At 72.3% G+C, this 18,423-nt stretch carries 16 protein-coding genes; 11 read left to right on the top strand and 5 right to left on the bottom strand.

The genetic code is table 11. The features are described from left to right. Window positions 1-245: 245 nt before the first annotated feature. Window positions 246-926 carry a dioxygenase family protein gene (locus IE248_RS26460; protein WP_229895538.1) on the top strand — a complete coding sequence of 227 codons (681 nt, stop codon included), beginning with the start codon at window positions 246-248 and terminating at the stop codon, window positions 924-926. Between the two features lie 52 nt (window positions 927-978). Here IE248_RS26460 and IE248_RS26455 read toward each other — a convergent pair whose 3' ends face one another. Then, the gene (locus IE248_RS26455) at window positions 979-1,719 is read right to left on the bottom strand and encodes an SDR family oxidoreductase (protein WP_190031908.1); all 741 of its coding nucleotides are present in this window, start codon (window positions 1,717-1,719) and stop codon (window positions 979-981) included. Window positions 1,720-1,844: 125 nt separating this feature from the next. Here IE248_RS26455 and IE248_RS26450 point away from each other — a divergent pair, with 125 nt between their 5' ends. The 4 genes from IE248_RS26450 (at window position 1,845) to IE248_RS26435 (ending at window position 7,765) form a co-directional block, all read left to right on the top strand. Beyond that, on the top strand, window positions 1,845-2,645 hold the full coding sequence (locus IE248_RS26450) for a helix-turn-helix transcriptional regulator (RefSeq protein WP_190031907.1): 801 nt from the start codon (window positions 1,845-1,847) through the stop codon (window positions 2,643-2,645). A gap of 264 nt (window positions 2,646-2,909) precedes the next feature. Beyond that, window positions 2,910-4,160 carry a serine hydrolase domain-containing protein gene (locus IE248_RS26445; protein WP_073794508.1) on the top strand — a complete coding sequence of 417 codons (1,251 nt, stop codon included), beginning with the start codon at window positions 2,910-2,912 and terminating at the stop codon, window positions 4,158-4,160. Window positions 4,161-4,458: 298 nt separating this feature from the next. After that, complete coding sequence (locus IE248_RS26440) at window positions 4,459-5,928, top strand: amino acid permease (RefSeq protein ID WP_008740781.1); 1,470 nt, start codon at window positions 4,459-4,461, stop codon at window positions 5,926-5,928. 163 nt (window positions 5,929-6,091) lie between these two features. Then, window positions 6,092-7,765 carry a serine/threonine-protein kinase gene (locus IE248_RS26435; protein WP_190031906.1) on the top strand — a complete coding sequence of 558 codons (1,674 nt, stop codon included), beginning with the start codon at window positions 6,092-6,094 and terminating at the stop codon, window positions 7,763-7,765. Between the two features lie 30 nt (window positions 7,766-7,795). On the opposite strand, the gene IE248_RS26430 is transcribed toward IE248_RS26435, so the two are convergent. Beyond that, complete coding sequence (locus IE248_RS26430) at window positions 7,796-8,368, bottom strand: hypothetical protein (RefSeq protein WP_008740785.1); 573 nt, start codon at window positions 8,366-8,368, stop codon at window positions 7,796-7,798. Between the two features lie 344 nt (window positions 8,369-8,712). Here IE248_RS26430 and IE248_RS26425 point away from each other — a divergent pair, with 344 nt between their 5' ends. Together IE248_RS26425 and IE248_RS26420 are read left to right on the top strand one after the other, a co-directional pair. Further along, window positions 8,713-9,969 (top strand): cytochrome P450 family protein, encoded by a 1,257-nt coding sequence (locus IE248_RS26425; protein ID WP_190031950.1) that lies wholly within the window; start codon window positions 8,713-8,715, stop codon window positions 9,967-9,969. 30 nt (window positions 9,970-9,999) lie between these two features. Next, window positions 10,000-11,100, top strand: a complete 1,101-nt coding sequence (locus tag IE248_RS26420) for an amidohydrolase family protein (RefSeq protein WP_229895536.1) — start codon at window positions 10,000-10,002, stop codon at window positions 11,098-11,100. 12 nt (window positions 11,101-11,112) lie between these two features. On the opposite strand, the gene IE248_RS26415 is transcribed toward IE248_RS26420, so the two are convergent. Further along, window positions 11,113-12,192, bottom strand: a complete 1,080-nt coding sequence (locus IE248_RS26415) for a DUF5954 family protein (RefSeq protein WP_190031905.1) — start codon at window positions 12,190-12,192, stop codon at window positions 11,113-11,115. Window positions 12,193-12,352: 160 nt separating this feature from the next. Here IE248_RS26415 and IE248_RS26410 point away from each other — a divergent pair, with 160 nt between their 5' ends. Beyond that, entirely contained in the window at window positions 12,353-13,780 is a 1,428-nt protein-coding gene (locus tag IE248_RS26410) for an MFS transporter (RefSeq protein ID WP_047960407.1), read from the top strand. 23 nt (window positions 13,781-13,803) lie between these two features. Here the strand turns inward: IE248_RS26410 and IE248_RS26405 are convergent, their stop codons facing one another. Continuing rightward, window positions 13,804-14,664 (bottom strand): arylamine N-acetyltransferase family protein, encoded by an 861-nt coding sequence (locus tag IE248_RS26405; protein ID WP_008740791.1) that lies wholly within the window; start codon window positions 14,662-14,664, stop codon window positions 13,804-13,806. A 134-nt stretch (window positions 14,665-14,798) separates the two neighbouring features. Between IE248_RS26405 and IE248_RS26400 the strand changes: the two genes are divergently transcribed. Then, the gene (locus IE248_RS26400; RefSeq protein WP_190031904.1) at window positions 14,799-15,764 is read left to right on the top strand and encodes a CinY protein; all 966 of its coding nucleotides are present in this window, start codon (window positions 14,799-14,801) and stop codon (window positions 15,762-15,764) included. Between the two features lie 24 nt (window positions 15,765-15,788). On the opposite strand, the gene IE248_RS26395 is transcribed toward IE248_RS26400, so the two are convergent. Beyond that, window positions 15,789-16,241, bottom strand: coding sequence for a carboxymuconolactone decarboxylase family protein (locus IE248_RS26395; protein ID WP_073794280.1), 453 nt, complete (start codon window positions 16,239-16,241; stop codon window positions 15,789-15,791). Between the two features lie 116 nt (window positions 16,242-16,357). Here IE248_RS26395 and thpR point away from each other — a divergent pair, with 116 nt between their 5' ends. Further along, a complete protein-coding gene (gene thpR / locus IE248_RS26390; RefSeq protein WP_229895535.1) occupies window positions 16,358-16,942 on the top strand; it encodes an RNA 2',3'-cyclic phosphodiesterase in 585 nt (194 codons plus the stop codon). 60 nt (window positions 16,943-17,002) lie between these two features. Continuing rightward, entirely contained in the window at window positions 17,003-18,406 is a 1,404-nt protein-coding gene (gene lpdA, locus IE248_RS26385; protein ID WP_190031903.1) for a dihydrolipoyl dehydrogenase, read from the top strand. The last annotated feature ends 17 nt before the right edge of the window (window positions 18,407-18,423 follow it).

Genomic DNA, 18,423 nt, shown 5'->3' with positions numbered 1-18,423 from the left:
TTGTACGAGCGCTGGGCAGGCCTTGCACCTGCATCCCCCCACGGGAAGTGGGGTGTCTTTCCTTGGACCACCAACGCCGGGCTTCAGGGCCGAGAACTTACGGCCGCGAGCTCAGGGATGACTATACCTCAGAGATCGGCTGGATCTCGCATTGCGACACCGGCCCGGCGCCCGGCGGGTGACACGGCCCGTGACGGCTGTGTCGGTCTCGGCGCCGGCCGTACGGCTCGGGCACGGTGGGGCGCATGAGCGAGAACGGCACTCCCCGGGCGAGCCGGCGCACCCTCCTGCTGGCCGCCGGGTCGGCCGGGATCGCCGCCCTGGCCTCGGCGTGTACCCGCCGCGAGGCGACCCCGGCGGCCGCGCCGAACCCCTCGGACGGGCCCACCCCGCACTGCGTGCTCGCGACGGAGATGGGCGCCGGACCGTACTACTCCGGGCCCGGGCGGCTCCGGTCGGACATCACCGAGGGTCAGGCGGGCGTGCCCCTGCGGCTGGAACTGACGGTGGTGGGTGTGAAGGCCGGCTGCGCGCCGCTCGCCGGTGCCGCGGTCGACGTGTGGCAGGCGGACGCCCAGGGCGTGTACTCCAGCGGCCGGACCACCTACCTGCGCGGTTCCCAGGTCACCGACGCGGGCGGCCGGTGCGTGATCCGGACCATCGTGCCCGGCTGGTACGCGGGCGTGGCGCCGCACATCCACTTCAAGGTGCGGCCGGACGCCCGCTCCGAGACCACCTCGGTGTTCTACCTGCCCGAGGAGATCCTGCGGCAGGTCTACGCACGCGATCCGTACTCCCGCCGCAAGGCCCCGAAGGACCCGAACGCCCGTGACGACCGCTACCGGGACAAGGGCCCCACGATGACGCTGGCCCTCGCCCCGGACGGCACCGGCTACCGCGCGGCGTACACGGTGGGCCTGGCCTGATCCGCCGGTACGCCGGTGCGCCGGTCCCGGACTCGCGGCTCGGGGCCGGCGGTCAGACCTGGGCGGTGGGCCGGACGACGATCTCGTTGACGTCCACCTCGGCGGGCTGCTCGATCGCGAAGGCGATGGCCCGGGCGATCGCCTCGGGCGGGATCGCGAGCCGGTCCCGGGTCTGCGTGATCCTCGCCCGGATCTCCGGGTTGGAAGAGGCCTCGGCGAACTCGGTGTGGACCTGGCCGGGCGAGACGGTGGTCACCCGCACGGAGTCGCCGGCTTCCTGGCGCAGCCCCTCGCAGATCGCGCGGACGGCGAACTTCGTACCGGCGTAGACCGCCATGGCCGGCACGACCCGGAAGGCCGCCGTGGAGGCGGTGGTGACGAAGTGGCCGGAGCCCTGCGCCCGGAAGACCGGCAGCGCGGCTCCGATCCCGTGCAGGACGCCCTTGATGTTGACGTCGACCATCTGGTCCCACTCGTCGACGCGCAGATCGTCGAGGGGGGAGATGGCCCCGGATCCGGCGTTGCTCACGAGCACGTCGAGCCGGCCGAACCGCTCCCGGGCCAGTACCACCAGGGCGTGCAGGTCCTCCCGCCGGGTCACGTCGGTGCGGAGGTGGACGGCTTCGCCGCCCGCTTCGGTGATCCGGCCCACCAGGTCGGTGAGACGGTCCGAGCGGCGTGCGCCCAGGACGAGGCGGGCGCCCCGCGCGGCGAGCAGCAGCGCGGTCGCCTCCCCGATTCCGCTGCTGGCTCCGGTGATGGCCACGACCTTGCCGTCGATTCCCGCGTTCATGTCTTCGCCTTCTTCTCTCGTCGTCGGCGGCGGTGTTCCGCTCTGCTCACCGGCCGCACGAGCAGTCTGTATCCGTCTTAACCTGGTATCCAGAACGCGTTTATCCTGGAATTGGGGATCCCACCATGCCGAACCAGCCCGACCGGCGCGGCGAGCTGACCGCCTTCCTGCGCAGCCGCAGGGAGCGGCTCACCCCGGACGACGTCGGCCTGCCCCGGACGGGCCGCCGCAGGACCCCGGGGCTGCGGCGGGAGGAGCTCGCCCTGCTCGCCGGCATCAGCGCCACCTGGTACACGTACCTCGAACAGGGCCGCGACATCCGCGTCTCGGACCAGGTGCTCGACGCCCTCGCCCGGGTGCTGCGTCTCGACGGGCCGGAGCGCGAGCACCTGTTCCGGCTGGCCGGGCACGCGCCGGGCGAGAGCGCCGCGCGGCCGCGGCCGCTCCCCGCGGAGGTGGCGGCCGTACCCCTGCTGCTCCAGCCGAACCCGGCGTACCTCATCAACGGCACGTACGACGTGCTCAGCCACAACCGGGCGGCCGAAGAGCTGTTCCCCCATCTCGCTGGGGCCGTGGACCGGCCGCCGAACTTCGCCCGCTGGGTCTTCCTGGAACCCGCCGCCCGGGAGGTACTGATCGACTGGGAGCACGAAGCGCGCGGGCTCCTCGCCCGGCTGCGGACGCTGGCCGGCCGTCACCCCGGAGACGACCGTTACGAGGGGCTGGTCGAAGAACTGAAGGCCGGCAACCCGGAGGTGGCTGACTGGTGGACGCGGTACGACGTGCAGGCGCGGCAGGGGGGACGCAAGCGGCTGCGGGTCCCGGAGGGCGGGGTGGTCGATTTCGCGTACACGGCGTTCCACCTGGCCGAGGACCCGGAACTCACGCTGGTGATCTACTCGTTGCCGGTGACGACCGGCGTGTGACAAATGTAATGGCTCGTCAAGGTGCGTCTCCATCTCTTGGTTGACGTCTGTTTCGTCCTGACGGAGGAAGTGGGCTGCGGAGCGGCGGGCGAGACTCAAGGTGTCCCAGATCGCCGGGCCCCACCGGGCCACCGACGAGGAGCCGCCGTGCGTCACACCCGTCCTGCCGACCGAACCTCCGACCGAACCTGCGAGCGGACCGCGAACCGGCCTCCGCGACGGCTGCGCCGCGCCGCCGCGGCGAGCGCCGTGGCCGTCGCCCTGCTGGCGGGCTTCGCCCCCGCCGCGAACGCCGCCGGGCAGGACACGCCGCCCGCCGCGGCCCCGGCCGCCGGCCACCGCCTCGACCGGGGCGAGCTGCGGGAGGGGCTGGCCGCGATACACGAGGCGGGCGTCCACGGCGTCTACTCGGCGGTCCGCGACGGCCGGGAGCGTTTCGACGGTGCCTCGGGTCTCGCGGACATCGCCACCGGGCGGCCCGTGCGCCCCGACTTCCAGCACCGGGTCGGCAGCGTCACCAAGTCCTTCACCGCCGTCGCCGTGCTCCAGCAGTCCGCGAAGGGCCGGATCGACCTCGACGGGCCCGTCGGCGACTACGTGCCCGGGCTCCTGCCCGGTGAGCGCGGCCGCAAGGTCACCGTCCGCATGCTCCTCAACCACACCAGCGGCATCAGCGACTACATCGGCGACGCCTTCCCCTCCCTCCTGAAGGGGACCACGGAGAGCCTGGACGAAAACCGGTTCCGCACGGTGAGGCCCGCCGAGCTGATCGGCTACGGCGTGGCCCGGCCCCAGTTGTTCGAGCCCGGCACCGGCTGGTCGTACTCCAACACCAACTACCTGCTGCTGGGCGAGGTGCTCCGCAAGGTGAGCGGCCAGGACCCGGAGCGGCTCATCAGCCGGGACGTCATCAAGCGGGCGGGCCTGCGCAGCACCTATTTCCCCGGTACCGAGGCGCGCATCCGCGGCGCCCACTCCCGGATGTACGAGAGCTTCTATGGGATCATCGACCCGCCGCGCGACTACAGCGAGTACAACATGACCTGGGCCGGTACCGCGGGCGCCCTCGTCTCCACCCCGCAGGACCTGAACACCTTCTACCGCGCGCTGCTGACCGGGGACCTGCTGCCGCGCCGCCAGCTGGACCAGATGCGCACCACCGTCGACGTCAAGGACGAGAAGGGCAATGTGTACATGCGCTACGGCCTCGGCATCTACTCCATGGACACCCCGTGCGGTCCCGCCTGGGGCCATGACGGGGCCGTCTGGGGCGCCGGTACGTGGGCCCTGTCCAGCGCGGACGGTTCCCGGCAGTTCGCCCTCGGCCACAACCTCATGAAGTACCAGCGCCTGAACGAGAGCGGCACCGAGTTCCTCCCCCACCCGGCCGATGCCGCCATCATCGGCTACCGCGACCTCGCGCTGTGCGGCACCACCGCGCCGCGTCCGGCCGAGGGCGTCCTGCGGCAGGCCGTGCCGGCGCTTCCCGCACCGATGGCGGCGCCGGTGCGCTGAGCCTTCCGGTCACTCCGCGTATCCGATGTGCGCTACAGGGCATCTCCTGTGGCGCACATTGCCGTGATGGCAAAGCGTGCTCGCTCAACGGATCCTCAGATCCGGATAACGATCTCGTGATCACACAAGGGCCTTTCGGCCTGATCACAGGCGAATGACGGATTTGCCGGTGATGTACACCACGGTTTTGTGCGGAATGCCGTGGTACATCTTCACGACCCATCCGGGGGGCCGGAACCCCGATCCGAGGCAGAGCACGGCGCGCGGATCGGCATGGAGCGGAAAGGCGCACCACAGCATGACCTCGACGCAGGTCGAACACCACCACGGTGACGACAACACCGCTGCGGGCAACACGCCCGAGGAGGGCTACGAGCGCGGGCTCGGCAGCCGCCAGGTCCAGATGATCGCCATCGGCGGCGCCATCGGCGTGGGCCTCTTCCTGGGCGCCGGCGCGAACATCGCGAAGGCCGGGCCCAGTCTCATCCTCATGTACGCCCTCGCCGGCGTCATCGTCTTCTTCATCATGCGGGCGCTCGGCGAACTGCTCCTGTACCGGCCCGTCTCGGGCTCGTTCGCGGAGTACGCCCGTGAGTTCCTCGGTCCGTTCTTCGGATTCGCGACCGGCTGGACGTACTGGCTCATGTGGGTGGTCACCGGCATGGCCGAGCTGACCGCCGCGGCGATCTACGTGCACTTCTGGTTCCCGGACATCCCGCAGTGGGTGACCGCGCTGGTCTTCCTCGTGGTGCTCTACGTCGCCAACCTCATCTCGGTGAAGCTCTTCGGCGAGATCGAGTTCTGGTTCTCGATGGTCAAGGTCACGGCCCTGATCGGCATGATCGTGATCGGCATAGGCGTCGTGACCTTCGGGTTCAGCCAGGCCGGTGACACGGCCGCGGTGTCCAACCTGTGGGCCTTCGACGGCATCTTCCCCAAGGGCGTCGGCTCCAGCCTGATGACCCTGCAGGGCGTCATGTTCGCCTACCTGGCCGTCGAACTCGTCGGCGTCACCGCGGGCGAGTCCGAGAACCCGGAGAAGACGCTCCCCAAGGCGATCAACACCCTGCCGTGGCGCATCATCGTCTTCTACGTCGGCGCCCTCAGCGTGATCCTGATGGTCGTCAAGTGGACCGAGTTCCAGCCGGGCGTCAGCCCGTTCGTGGCGGCCTTCGCGAAGATCGGCATTCCCGCCGGTGCGGCGATCGTCAATTTCGTGGTCCTCACCGCGGCCCTGTCGTCCTGCAACTCCGGCATGTACTCCACCGGCCGCATGCTGCGCGACCTGGCCGCCAACTCCGAGGCGCCCAAGGTCCTCGGCAAGCTGAGCTCCACCAAGACCCCGGCCCTCGGCATCACCCTGTCCGTCGCCCTCATGGGCATCGGCGTGGTCCTGAACTACGTCGTCCCGGAGAAGGCGTTCGGGTACGTGACCTCGGTCGCGACCGCGGCCGGCATCTGGACCTGGCTGATGATCCTGATCAGCCACATCCGCTACCGCCGCGAGGTGGTCGCCGGGCGCCTGCCGGCCTCCTCCTTCCCCGCGCCGGGCGGCACGGTGTGCAGCTGGATCGCGGTGGCCTTCCTGCTGCTGGTCACCGTGCTGATCGCCATCGACCCCGACAGCCGCGTCTCCCTGTACGTGGGGGCCGGCTGGGCCGTCTGCCTCGCGGTCGGCTGGTCGGTGCTGAAGTCCCGCAACCCGCAGATCGCGGCGCGGGCGGCGGCGTCGGGCGACCGGGAAGCGCAGCCCGCGACCCGTTCCTGACCCGTCACGCGCGGGGGTGCTCCCACAGGGGCGCCCCCGCGCGCGCGTCGTGCCGGGTACGCACCGGTGAACGGTGCCCGGGCCGGCGGCCGCGTCCTCTAAGGTGGCTCACCGGACGACCCGTACAGGGGTTCGGCAACGGCCGTGAGGACCGGTGGAGTTCTTGGAGTCTCTGCAGCCCGGCGATCTGCCGGAGATCGGCGGGTACCGCCTTCTGGCGCGCCTCGGCGCGGGCGGAATGGGCGAGGTCTTCCTGGCCCGGACCGCCTCCGGGCGGCCGCTGGCGCTGAAGACCGTGCACCGGGACCTGAGCCTGGAGCCCGGGTTCGCCGAGCGGTTCGCCCGGGAGATCCGTACCAACGACCGCGTGCGCTCCCCGTGGACCGTCTCGGTGGTGGACTTCAGCCCTCCGGGCGCGGCGCCGCAGTGGCTGGCGACGGAGTACGTCGCCGCGCCGTCGCTGGGCGACTGGGTGCGCGCGTACGGGCCGCTGGCGGAACCGGCCGTACGGTGCCTGGCGCAGGAGCTGACCGCCGCACTCGTCGCCGTGCGGGCGGCGGGGGTGGTGCACCGCGACATCAAGCCGGCGAACGTTCTGCTGGGCCCGCAGCGGCCCTTCCTCATCGACTTCGGCATCGCCCGCGCCGTCCGGGATCCGCGCAGCACCCGGACGGGCGCGGTCATCGGCACGCCCGGCTACCTCGCGCCCGAGCAGGCGACCGGCTCCGTGGCCGAGGCGCCGGCGGACGTGTTCGCCCTCGCCTCCGTCCTCGTGTACGCGGCCACCGGCCACGGCCCCTTCCAGGAGCACGGCGAGGAGCTGGGGCTGCCCGCCCTGCTGTACCGCATCGTGCACGACGAGCCGCTCCTGGGCGGGGTGCCGGAAGCGCTCGTACCGCTGGTGCGGGAGTGCCTGGCCAAGGATCCGCGACAGCGCCCCACCGCCGGGGCACTGCGGGAGCGGCTCGGCGCCGCCGGGGAGGAAGAGTGGAGCGGCTCCCTGCCCGCCGCGCTCCTGGAGGACGTCGCCCGCCGGGAGACCGAACTGGGGCGCCTGCTGTCCGGTTCGCAGCCGCCCGTGTCCGGCGTCGCGGCCGCTGCCGCTGCCGGGACCGGGGTGCCGCCCCGGCCGTCGGCCGCGCCCCTGAGCGCCGCCGCCCAGGCGTACCCGCCCACGGCTCCCGGTACTCCGCCGCCCTCCCCCGCCGTCACCGCGGGGCCGTCCGGACCGCGGTCCTCCCGTCGGGGCCGGGTGCTCGGCGCGGTGGCCGGTGTCACCGCGCTGGCCGCGGGCGCCGCGCTCCTCGTCCGGTTCTACGGGGGCGCCGACGAGGGCGGGGATCCCGCCACCGCGAAGTCACGGCCGGCATCGTCCGCACCGTCACCGTCACCGTCAGCTTCGGCGGCACCGTCGGGAGGGGCATCGTCCCCGACCGCGTCGCTGCCCGCGTCCTGGGCCGGCACCTGGTCCGGGGTCGGACCCGGTACCCCGGACGCGAACGGCATCACCCAGGCGCGGACGGGCGGGTTCACCGTCACGGTCACCCTGCGCGCCGGCGCCGTGGGCGAGCTCGTGGGCAAACAGGCCAGCGATGTGCGGGAGGTGTCCAGCGGGCGGAACCTGGGGTGCACCGAGGCCCTGGAGCTCAAGCAGGTCAGCGGGAACACCGTGGTCCTCGCGGCGGTGACCAGCCACCCGACCGACACCGCCGCCGCCTTCGACTGCCCCCGGGGCAACCTGTACGTGGTGACCATGGCGGGTCCCGACCGGCTGACCCTCGAATCGGAGGGGGCCCAGTCGGCCGGCGCGCCGTCGGCCCTGAGCCGACGCCCCTGAGCCGACGCCCCTGAGCCGGGGCGGGGTGCCTCAGACCTGCGGTGTGGGGCGGACGGTACCGGGGCGGCAGCTCACCGCCGGGTTGTAGGTCTCGAACTCGCCCAGCGGGTTCTTCTTCCACAGCCACAGGTGGAGCGCGTAGTGGATGGGCTGGCCGGGGAAGTTGCCGCGCTGCGGGCCCTTGAAGGGCTTCCCGAACAGCGCGGGGCGGTCGTCGCTCGTCGCGAGGTTCTGGTCCCGGTCGTAGACCAGCCACTGGACGCCGACGAGGCGCTTGCCGCCCTTCTTGTCGTCCTCGTAGAAGAGGGCGGTGGGGTGTGCGGGATCGACGGAGTTGTCGAGCTTGTGGTTGAAGTGCGGGTAGCCGAGCGCGCCCGGACCGGAGCGGTTGGTCACGCAGTACTTGTCCGGTACGTAGCCCGCCTTCACCGCCTCCTCGTGGCGCTGGAACCTGGCGGTCGCCGCGTACACGGCGGCGAGCGCGCTCGCGGCTTCGCCCGTTTCCGGGCCTACGGGTGCGGGCGCGGCCGCGGCGGGCGCGGCGACGGCGGCCAGGGCGAGCGAGAGCGTCGTGGTGAGGACCAGGGCGAGACGTCGGGCCATGCGCGTGACTCCTTGCGACGAGCGGCTGACTGCACCAGCAGCCTGAGCCCCGCTGCGGAGGGCCGCCAGGTGACTGCGGCGGACGGCTGACGGCCGGTCGGCTGACGGCTGCTCGCTCCGCGCGCACCGGCGCTCACCCGAACGCGTCCCGGCTGGTTTCGCGACCGGCTCCGACAGGGAACCGCTGTGCCCGCACGCGGCGAACCTCACGGAGGGTGCGAAGGATGACGCAGGAGAGTGCGGCACCGAAGGACGGCGGAACGGCGACGCGCGGAACGCGCGGGGCCGACGAGGTGGGCGAGGGCGGCGGGGTCGGCGGGACGCTCGGTGACCTCGTGACCGCCGTGTCCAAGGGGGCGCCGGAGTACCGCGCGTGCCCGCACCCCGTCTACGCGGCGCTGCGCGAGCAGGCCCCGGTGTGCCTGCTGAAGCCCCCGCACGGGGTCGACACGTACCTCATCACCCGGTACGAGGACGCCCGGGACGCCCTGTCGGACCCCCGCTTCAGCAAGGACATGCGGGGCGCCATCGACACGTACCACGCGGTTTTCGGCAGCTTCTTCGACGCCCTCGACGACAACGTGCTGTTCTCGGACCCGCCCCGGCACACCCGGCTGCGCCGCGCGCTGCGCAGCGGCTTCACCCCCCGGCGGGTGGAGCAGATGCGGCCGAGGATCACCGAGATCGCCGAGAACCTGCTGCGGGCGTGTGCCAAGTCCACCCCGGTGGACCTGATGTCGTCGTTCGCCTTCCCGCTGCCCATCGCGATCCTGTGCGAACTCATGGGCATCCCGGAGGGGGACCGTCCCGAGATCCTGGACCACTTCCGGGCGGTGACGCTCGCCCGGTTCGATCCCTCCCGGCGGGCGGAGCTTGAGGCGGCCGAGGCATGGCTGCAGGCCCGGCTGGGGCGACTGGTCGCGTACACCCGCGAGCACCCCTCGGACTGCTTCGTCAGCGACCTCGTCCAGGCGGAGGAGGGGCTGGACGACGCGGAACTGGTGGCGTCGCTGTGGGTGATCTTCTTCGCCGGCCACAAGACCACCGCGTACCAGATCGGGAACTCCGTCCTCGATCTGCTGCTCCACCCCGACCAGTTGGCGAAGCTCCGCACGGACCCGCTGCTGATCCCGCGGGCGGTGGAGGAGATGGTCCGCTTCGACGGCTCCGTGGAGAGCTCGACCTTCCGGTACGCCGCCGAGGAGGCCGAGATCCGCGGCACGGTGATCCCCAAGGGGTCCCTCGTACAGATCGCGCTGTCCTCGGCGAACCGGGATCCCGAGAAGTTCGGGTCTCCCGACGTGCTGGACGTGACGCGCGAGGGCATCCAGGGCACGCACCTGGGGTTCGGACACGGCACGCACTACTGCCTGGGGGCCCCGCTGGCGCGGCTGGAACTCGAAGTGGCGCTCTCCTGTCTGCTGCGGGAATTCCCCGAGATGGAGCTGGCCGACCCGCAGGAGGGCCGGGCCGCCTGGCTGAAGGGCCCCATGCCCGCCTTCCGGGGGCTCGAAAGGCTCCACATCGTCCTGGAGCCTGCCCGGCGCGCCGCGACCGGCTCCCCCGCGCCGGCCGGCGCGCCCGTGACCTCCCGACCGTAAGCAGACCGACCCGACAGGTGGTGGATGGGCATGCCGGATCCTTCGAACGTCTCCAGGGTGGCCCTCCTGGGAGTGCCCGCGGAAATGACGCGGACGGACACCGTCACCGTGGCGGCGGTCGACCGCGTCGGCACCGGTCCGCACGGCGCGGGTCCGGGCCCCGGCGCGACACACGCTCCGCAGTCGAAGATCGACATGCACCACCACTTCTGCGCACCCGAGTGGCGCGAGTGGGCCGAGCGGCACGAGCTGATCAAGCCGGGGCAACTGCCTCCGTGGGCGCGGCTCGACACGGAGGCGGCGATCGGCTTCATGGACCGGGCGGGCATCGCGACCGCGGTGCTCAAGCCGATGCTCCCGGCCCGCTACGGTTCCTCGGCGCAGCTGCGCGAGGCCGTCAACATCACGCTCCAGTCGATGGTCGAGGTGGCGGCCTCGCATCCGGGGAGGTTCGCGTTCTACGCGCCGCTCTTCCTGGACGACCCGGACACCTCCTCGTGGACCGTGCGCCGCGGGCTGGGCCGGCTCGGGGCGGCCGGTGTGAACGTGACGGCCAACTACGGCGGCGTCTACCTCGGCGACCCCTCGTACGACCGTGTGTTCAGCGAGCTGAACGACCACGGCGCCGTGGTGGACACCCACCCGCACAATCTCCCGGGCTGCCCGCCCGGCGCTTCCACCGTGCCGGGCATTCCGAACTTCATGTGCGACTTCCTGCTCGACACCACGCGGGCCGCCGTCAACATGATCAGCCGGCGGACGCTGGACCGCTTCCCGGACATCTCCGTCATCCTGCCGCACGCCGGCGGTTTCCTGCCGTACATCGCGTCGCGCCTGCGCGCTCTGGGCCGCTTCTGCGAGCCCCCCGTCGATCCCGGTGTCGTACGTGACTACCTGCGGCGCTTCTACTACGACACGGCCGGACCGATGGCGGGTGCGGCCGCCCTCCTGGAGCACGTGTCCGCCGACCGCGTCCTGTTCGGTACGGACTGGCCGGCGGGCCCCGCCGACACGGTCACGGAGCTGGCGCTGCCCGCCCTCGACTCCGACCCCGCCCTGACGCCGCGACAGCTCCAGGGCGTCTACCGCGACAACGCCCTGCGGCTGCTCCCCCAGCTGGCCACCGTCTGACCGGGCGGGGGCTCAGTCCTCGGGGACGAGGTGGCCGTCCTCGTCGAGGGCGGGGTGGATGCGCATGGGAGCCTGGCTGTTGACGTCGGACGGGCGCGGGCCCTCCGGTCCGTCCGGTCCCCAGCGCAGCAGTCGGCGGGTGCGGGCGACCCGGTACGTGGTGCCCTGGAACTCCAGCCGGTTGACGCGGCCGGCCCGGAGCGCGTCGGAGGCCGCGGCGTACTCGACCAGCTCCGGTTCGGCGGCCGCCGCGGCGGCCGTCCGGGCGTCGGCCTCCGTGTTGGTGTCGACGGGGATGAGGCCGTGCATGCGCGGCCAGGCCCAGGTCAGGGCGAAGTCCAGCGACAGGCGGGCCGAGTGGGCGCTCGCGTGCGGGCCGACGGCCGGTTTCCAGCCGCCGCGCTCGGTCTCTTCCACGACCGTGAACGTCGGGGGCAGCAACAGGACGTCCGGGTGGGTCTCCAACGCCCGCCGCGCGTCGGCGCGTACGTCCGGCGGGAACCGCTCGCCGGTGTAGCTCAGGCCGCGCAGGGCCAGGCGTTCGAGGGCCTGGGTCGGGGTGAGCGGGGCGTCCGGGTCCAGGATCAGGTCCGCATCGATCTCGGGCCCCTTGGCGTTGCGGGACCAGTCGGGGAAGAGCGGCTCCGGGTCGGTGGGGCGCGGCTCTTCGATCCCGCCCGCGCCGGCGGCCGCGTACTCTTCGGCGCGCACGATCCGGTACCGGGTCCCGGCCACGGCCAGTTCGTCGACGAGCTCGCTCTCCAGCCGGGCGACCGCCGACAGCAGCGCGCGGCGTTCCACCCGGTCGTGCGCCTCGTCCTTCGCGCGGAACCAGAGCAGCGAGTTCAGGCTGTCGCGGGCCACCTGCGGGCATCCGGCCGTCACCGCGATCAGCACCCGCCACGGCTGCGCGAGTCCCGCCCGCGCGCCGTCCCGTACGGCGACCCCGAAGAGCGGGCCGCGCACCATCACGTCGCCCGCGCGGGCCACCGCGTCGACCGCGTCGGCCTCCACCGCCGCTTCCACCGGCTCGACCGGGACCCGTACCACGACCCGGCGCGTACCGCCCTGCTCCGCATTCGCTCGATCCATACCGGCATCCTGACAACCGCGAGGGGATACCGCCGCCGTTTCGCCGGTTCTCCTCCTTGCGGGGCCGTGGCCCGCTATGACCGCGGCCAGGACGTGCTCGGCGCGGCGGGTGGGCGCATGCTGGTGGGGAGAAGGCGGGGGCCGTGAACGGGGCGTGCCGATGCGTGTGGGCGAGGCGGGAACCAGGCTCTTCTCGGGCCGGGATCGCGCGGTCATCGCGGCCGCCTCGCTGTCGATGCTGCTGGTGCAGATGGACTGGTTCGCCCTCAACCTGATGCTGCCGGCGATCGCCCGGGACTTCTCCACGCCCACGACGAACCTGCAGTGGCTGGTCAGCGGCTACATGCTGACCCTGGGCGCGCTGATGATCACGGGCGGGCGGGCGGCCGACGTCCACGGGCGGCGCACGGTGATCGTGTGGGGCTTGGTGGGCTTCGCCGTGGTGTCCGTCGTCTGCGCAGCCGCGCAGAACGAGGTCTGGCTGATCGCGGGCCGGGTGGTGCAGGGCGCCACGGCCGCGTTGGTCTTCCCGGTGGCGGTGGCGGTCGTCACCGCCCACTTCCGCGACGACCGGCAGGGCCGCGCCGTCGGCACGGTGCTGGCCTTCAGCGCGATCGGGACCGCGCTCGGGCCGTTCGTCGGCGGCGTGTTCGCGGAGCACGTCAGCTGGCGGGCGGTGTTCCTGCTGAACGTTCCCTTCTGCGTCGTCGCCGCGTTCCTGATGCTGCGGTTCGTGACCGACACCCGCGACGAGGAGGCCGGGGGCGGCCTGGACCTGCCCGGCGCCGTCACCGTGGCGGGCGGGCTGACCGCCATCATGATCGCGGTCGATCAGGGCGGGCACTGGGGCTGGGGCTCCGCCGCGACGCTGGCCTGCGCCGCCGCCGGGGTGCTCCTGCTGGTCCTGTTCGCGCTGATCGAGCGCCGCACCGCCGAGCCGCTGCTGGACCTGTCGCTGCTGCGCAACGGGCCGTTCGTGACGGTCACGCTGGCCGGTTCCGTGTCCAACATCGTGTACTGCCTCGTCGCGGTGTTCTCCGCGCTCTACCTCCAGCAGGCCCGCGGCCTGTCGCCGCTCGACGCCGGGCTGGTCTTCCTGGCGCTGTCGGTCGGCGCCGGTGGCGCGAGCTACTGGTCCGGGCACCTCGCGCAGCACCGGCGGCCGGAGACCCTGATGGCGGGCGGGCTGCTGCTGAGCGGGGTGGGTCTGCTGGCGCTGACCTGGGCCGGTCCGCTCGCCCTCTACACGGCCGTGTTCGCGGTCGTGGGCATCGGGCTCGGGCTCGGCTGGGCGCTGACGAACGTGGCCACCCAGTCGTACGTGCCCTCCAGCCGCCTGGCCGCCGCCTCCGGGCTGGTGCTGACCTCGCTGGTCCTGCTGGGCGCGGTGGCCGTGGCGGTGGCGACGACCGTCCTGGAGGTCCTGAGCGGCTCGGAGCAGCAGGCGGCCTCGGACGGCTCGGCCATCGAGAGCGTGCTGCGGGCCGCGGCGCTCCTCGCGCTCGTGGGCGCGGCCCTGCTGCTCCCGCTGATCCGCGCGCACCGGACCACCGCGCCGGCGCCGGCCCTCGACGCGCCCGCGCCCTGATTCCCGCGCCCTGACTCCCCCGGTCAGGGCGCGTCGGACCGGGCCTTCAGCCGGCTGACCACCTCGGGTTCGAGGTCGATCCCGAACTCCTCGCGCAGTACCCGCTGAAGGTCTTCCGGTTCGATCTTCTGCTCGGTGCGGGTGCCGTCCGGAAGTGTGGTGCTCCAGGTCAGTCCGTCGATCTGGTGGTGCCGGGCGGCGCTGAACCGCTGGGCGATCAGCCGCTTGACGAAGGGCGAGCGGGGGTGGGTGCCCACGAAGTGACTGCCGACCTCGTAGTCGATGGGGTACTGCGGGGTCAGGGTGAAGGTGTGCCGGTCGAGCCAGCCGCCCGCCCCGTACTGGTGCAGCCACCAGTGCTCGAAGCCCTGCGCGTCCGGGCGCCGTTCCACGCGGAACCGCCATCCGTCGGCCTCCGCCTCGGCTCCGTCGGCGAGTTCGACGGGCTCCAGCGGGCCGCCGCCGAAGCCGACGTCACACAGCCAGGTCCGGTCGTCGTCGGAGGGGGTCACGGTCAGCAGGGCGTGGGTCGCCGGGAGGATCTTGTCCGCGCCGAGCGAGACCCGCCCGGTGTGGGCGGTGAACCGGAAGCCGAGCTTTTCGAGAGCGGCGGCGAAGAGCGTCACGTGCTCGTAGCAGTAGCCGCCGCGCGCCCGGCGTACGAGCTTGTCCTGGACGGACTCGACGTCGAGCGGGAGCGGGACGCCGAGGACGGCGCTGACGTTCTCGAACGGGATCGAGGTCGTGTGGGCGCGGTGCAGTGCGCGCAGGCAGGCCAGGGTCGGTGCGCGTTCCCCGGTGTGGCCGAGGCGTTCGAGGTAGGCGTCGAGGTCCAGGAGCTCCCCGTGCCAGCTGTCCCCGCGGTCGTGCCGTGCGCTCGTCATGCTCGTACTTCCTTCACCGTGTGGGCCGTCACCCGGCACAACCGGCCGCGGGTGACGGATCTTCCATGGAAGAGCAGCCCACGGTACCTATTGGTACTGTTTTCGTACCTTTCAAGACGTTTTATGGAGGTCTTGTGTCCTACGCCTCCGCGCTCGTCCGCCGACTGACCGTGACCGCCCTCGCCTGCTCGGCCTGCCTGACCGTGCTGGTACCCGGTCCGCCGGCGCGGGCGTTCTCCGGCGGCAACCACGAGAAGATCACCCGCGCCGCCCTGAAGTGGGAGCCCGCGTCGCTGGCGGCGATGGCCGACTCCCGCGACGGGGCGATCGTGGCCGACGACCAGGGCACCTCTTTCGACCTCGGCATCCTGCACTGCGACAACGCCGATTACCTCGCCCCGCGCCTCGCGGCCGGATATCCGCGCACCCGCGACGAGGCGACCACCGAGCTGCTCGCCTGCATCCGGGGCTCCGTCGCCCGCCTGCGGGCCGCCGTCAGGTACGCCGACGGGCTGGTCGACGCCGGGGGCAAGGTCATCGCGCGCGAGAGCGACCTGGGCTCCCCCTGCACCTGGAACGGGCGCTCCCGCCGCGCCAAGTGCGACGTCCTGGAACAGCTCGGCCGCGGCTGGCACCCGATCGAGGATTTCTACTCGCACGGCAACTGGTCCGACAGGGCCGGTGCCGGTCCCCTCGGCGTCTCCAATCCCCCGGGGCTGAACCGCACCGGCATCGCGCCGTTCTTCGACATCCGCCGCTACAGCTCCATGAGCGACGCCGACTGGACCAGGGAGGCCGCCGGCAAGGTCCCCGAGGACCTGGCCACCGGCTGCTACCCGGACTTCGACTCGACCGGTGTCAAGCCCGCCGACTGCGCCGGGCGCATCCAGCACACCGGCACCCTCAACAAGGACACCGAAGTCGCCCGGCGCTCGGCGAACGGCAACTTCCGGCGGGCGACGGAGCTCGCCGCGCGGGACATCGCCCGCCAGTGGAAGGACTTCGCCGCGGAGCTGGTCGCCACGTACCCCGAGAACCGGCGCGGGGAGCGGATGGTCTGCGCGCTCACCCACGACGCTCCGGTGTCCGGCTGCCGCTGACCGGCCCCGCGTGAGGCGCCTCGCTCACCAGGCGGCGCCGGCGATCTGGCGGGTGGCGGCGTTGAGGGTGTTGAAGAGCTTGGTCAGGCCGATCATGGTGATGATGCCGGCGAGCTCCTTCTCGTCGAAGTGGTCGGCCGCGTCGTCCCAGACCGGGTCGGGGACGCAGTCGCCGGTGTCGGCCTGGCGGGCGCAGGACTCGGCCAGGGCGAGGGCGGCCCGCTCGGCGTCCGTGAAGAACGGGGCCTCGCGCCAGGCGGAGACGGTGGCGAGGCGCTCATCGCTCTCGCCCGCCTTCCTGGCGGTCTGGAAGCCGGACAGGACGCAGGGGGCGCAGCCGTTGATCTGGCTGACGCGGAGGTGGACGAGCTCAAGGGTGGGGGCCGGGGCGCCGCTGGAGTGGATCGCCTTGTAGAGGTTCATGATCGCCGGGGTGGCGTCGAGAACGGTGGCCGGGTTGGTCATGCGCGCCTTCATGGGGTGTCCCTCCGGGGGATCGTCGTTGCCTTCACCGCACTGACGGATCCCGCGGCCCGAGTGTGACGGCGGGGGCAGATTTTTTTCGTCCCGGCCCGTGGTGTACGAAGTCTGTCGTGAAGGAACAGATGCAGCCCTCGACCGTCCGCGTGTTCATAGCGCTCGCTCCGCCCGACGACGCGAAGGAAGAGCTGGCGCGGGCGCTCGGGCCCGCCTACGACGCGTACCCGCGCATGCGGTGGAACCGCATCGAGGACTGGCACATCACCCTCGCGTTCCTCGGCGAGCTCCCGGTCGGGGCCGTTGCGCTCCTGCGGCCGCCGCTGGCGGATCTGGCGGCGACGCGTCGGCCCGTACACCTGTCGATGCGCGGCGGCGGGCACTTCGACGAGCGGGTGCTGTGGAGCGGGATCGAGGGGGACCTTGAGGATCTGCACCTTCTCGCCACCGATGTCCGCCGCGTGGTCAGGGAGTGCGGGGTGGAGTTCGAGGAGCGGCCCCTTCGCCCCCACCTCACGCTGGCCCGGTCCCGGCGCGACGACCCCACCAGCGTGACCGAGGCCGCCGCCGGGCTCGCCGGGTTCACCGGCCGGCGGTGGGAGGCGCGGCGGCTGCACCTGGTGGGCAGCAACACGGGCCGGGGGCCGGGGCCGATCCACTACCGCGACATCGAGGCGTGGCGCTTCGGCGGCGACAGCTGACCGCGAACACCCGGGCCCGGCACAGGAACTGACACTCCGTTCGACCGAAAGGGAACAGACATGAGCGAGCACTTCGACGTCGTCGTACTCGGAGCGGGTCCCGGCGGTTACGTCGCCGCCATCCGCGCCGCCCAACTCGGGCGCCGGGTCGCGGTCGTGGAGGAGAAGTACTGGGGCGGTGTCTGCCTGAACGTCGGCTGCATCCCCACCAAGGCGCTCCTGCGCAACGCCGAGCTGGCGCACCTCTTCACCCATGAGGCCAAGACCTTCGGCATCAAGGTGGAGGGCACGGTCTCCTTCGACTACGGCGAGGCGTTCAACCGCAGCCGCCGGGTCGCCGACGGCCGGGTCAAGGGCGTCCACTACCTGATGAAGAAGAACGGGATCACGGAGATCGACGGCCGGGGCACCTTCCTCGACGCGCACACCCTCCGGGTCACCCAGCCCGACGGCGGCACGCGCGAGGTGTCCTTCGACGACTGCGTCATCGCGACCGGCGCCACCCCGAGGCTGCTGCCCGGCACCCGGCGCAGCGAGCGCGTGGTGACGTACGAGGAGCAGATCCTGGCCGACGACCTGCCGGGGTCCGTCGTGATCGCGGGCGCCGGCGCGATCGGCGTCGAGTTCGCCTACGTCCTGCACAACTACGGCGTGAAGGTCACGATCGTCGAGTTCCTCGACCGGATCGCCCCGCTGGAGGACGCGGAGGTCTCCGCCGAACTGGCCAAGCAGTACCGCAGGCTCGGGATCGACGTGCTGACCTCGACCAGGGTCGAGTCCATCGACGAGTCGGGGCCGCTGGTCCGTGTGCACGTCACCGGCAAGGACGGCGCCCCGAAGGTGCTGGAGGCCGACAAGGTGCTCCAGGCGATCGGCTTCGCGCCGAACGTGACCGGGTACGGCCTGGAGGCCACCGGGGTGCGGGTCACCGAGCGCGGCGCCATCGAGGTCGACGGCCGCTGCCGCACCTCCGTCCCGCACCTCTACGCCATCGGCGACGTCACGGCGAAGCTGATGCTCGCCCACACGGCGGAGGCGATGGGTGTGGTCGCCGCCGAGACCATCGCGGACGCCGAGACGATGGAGCTCGACTACCCGATGATCCCGCGGGCCACGTACTGCCAGCCGCAGATCGCCAGCTTCGGCTGGACGGAGGCCCAGGCGAGGGAGCGGGGCTTCGACGTCAAGGTCGCCAAGTTCCCCTTCACCGCGAACGGGAAGGCGCACGGCCTGGGCGACGCGGTGGGCTTCGTGAAGCTGATCGCCGACGCCGCCCACGGGGAGATCATCGGTGCCCACCTGATCGGCCCCGACGTCACCGAGCTGCTTCCGGAGCTGACCCTCGCCCAGCAGTGGGACCTGACCGTGCACGAGGTCGCGCGCAACGTGCACGCGCACCCGACGCTGGGCGAGGCGGTCAAGGAAGCGGTCCACGGGCTGGCCGGACACATGATCAACTTCTGAGCCGCGGGGGCGGCGGC

Origin of the sequence: Streptomyces goshikiensis (assembly GCF_014650555.1) — a bacterium.
Lineage (GTDB): Bacteria > Actinomycetota > Actinomycetes > Streptomycetales > Streptomycetaceae > Streptomyces > Streptomyces goshikiensis.
This window is presented reverse-complemented; position numbering and strand designations above follow the sequence as displayed.

Excerpts from the sequence above, each read along its gene's own strand:
- IE248_RS26460 (WP_229895538.1), top strand. The coding sequence starts at position 246 with ATGAGCGAGAACGGCACTCCCCGGGCGAGCCGGCGCACCCTCCTGCTG.
- IE248_RS26455 (WP_190031908.1), bottom strand. The coding sequence starts at position 1,719 with ATGAACGCGGGAATCGACGGCAAGGTCGTGGCCATCACCGGAGCCAGC.
- IE248_RS26450 (WP_190031907.1), top strand. The coding sequence starts at position 1,845 with ATGCCGAACCAGCCCGACCGGCGCGGCGAGCTGACCGCCTTCCTGCGC.
- IE248_RS26440 (WP_008740781.1), top strand. The coding sequence starts at position 4,459 with ATGACCTCGACGCAGGTCGAACACCACCACGGTGACGACAACACCGCT.
- IE248_RS26430 (WP_008740785.1), bottom strand. The coding sequence starts at position 8,368 with ATGGCCCGACGTCTCGCCCTGGTCCTCACCACGACGCTCTCGCTCGCC.
- IE248_RS26420 (WP_229895536.1), top strand. The coding sequence starts at position 10,000 with ATGCCGGATCCTTCGAACGTCTCCAGGGTGGCCCTCCTGGGAGTGCCC.
- IE248_RS26415 (WP_190031905.1), bottom strand. The coding sequence starts at position 12,192 with ATGGATCGAGCGAATGCGGAGCAGGGCGGTACGCGCCGGGTCGTGGTA.
- IE248_RS26410 (WP_047960407.1), top strand. The coding sequence starts at position 12,353 with ATGCGTGTGGGCGAGGCGGGAACCAGGCTCTTCTCGGGCCGGGATCGC.
- IE248_RS26405 (WP_008740791.1), bottom strand. The coding sequence starts at position 14,664 with ATGACGAGCGCACGGCACGACCGCGGGGACAGCTGGCACGGGGAGCTC.
- IE248_RS26395 (WP_073794280.1), bottom strand. The coding sequence starts at position 16,241 with ATGAAGGCGCGCATGACCAACCCGGCCACCGTTCTCGACGCCACCCCG.
- lpdA (WP_190031903.1), top strand. The coding sequence starts at position 17,003 with ATGAGCGAGCACTTCGACGTCGTCGTACTCGGAGCGGGTCCCGGCGGT.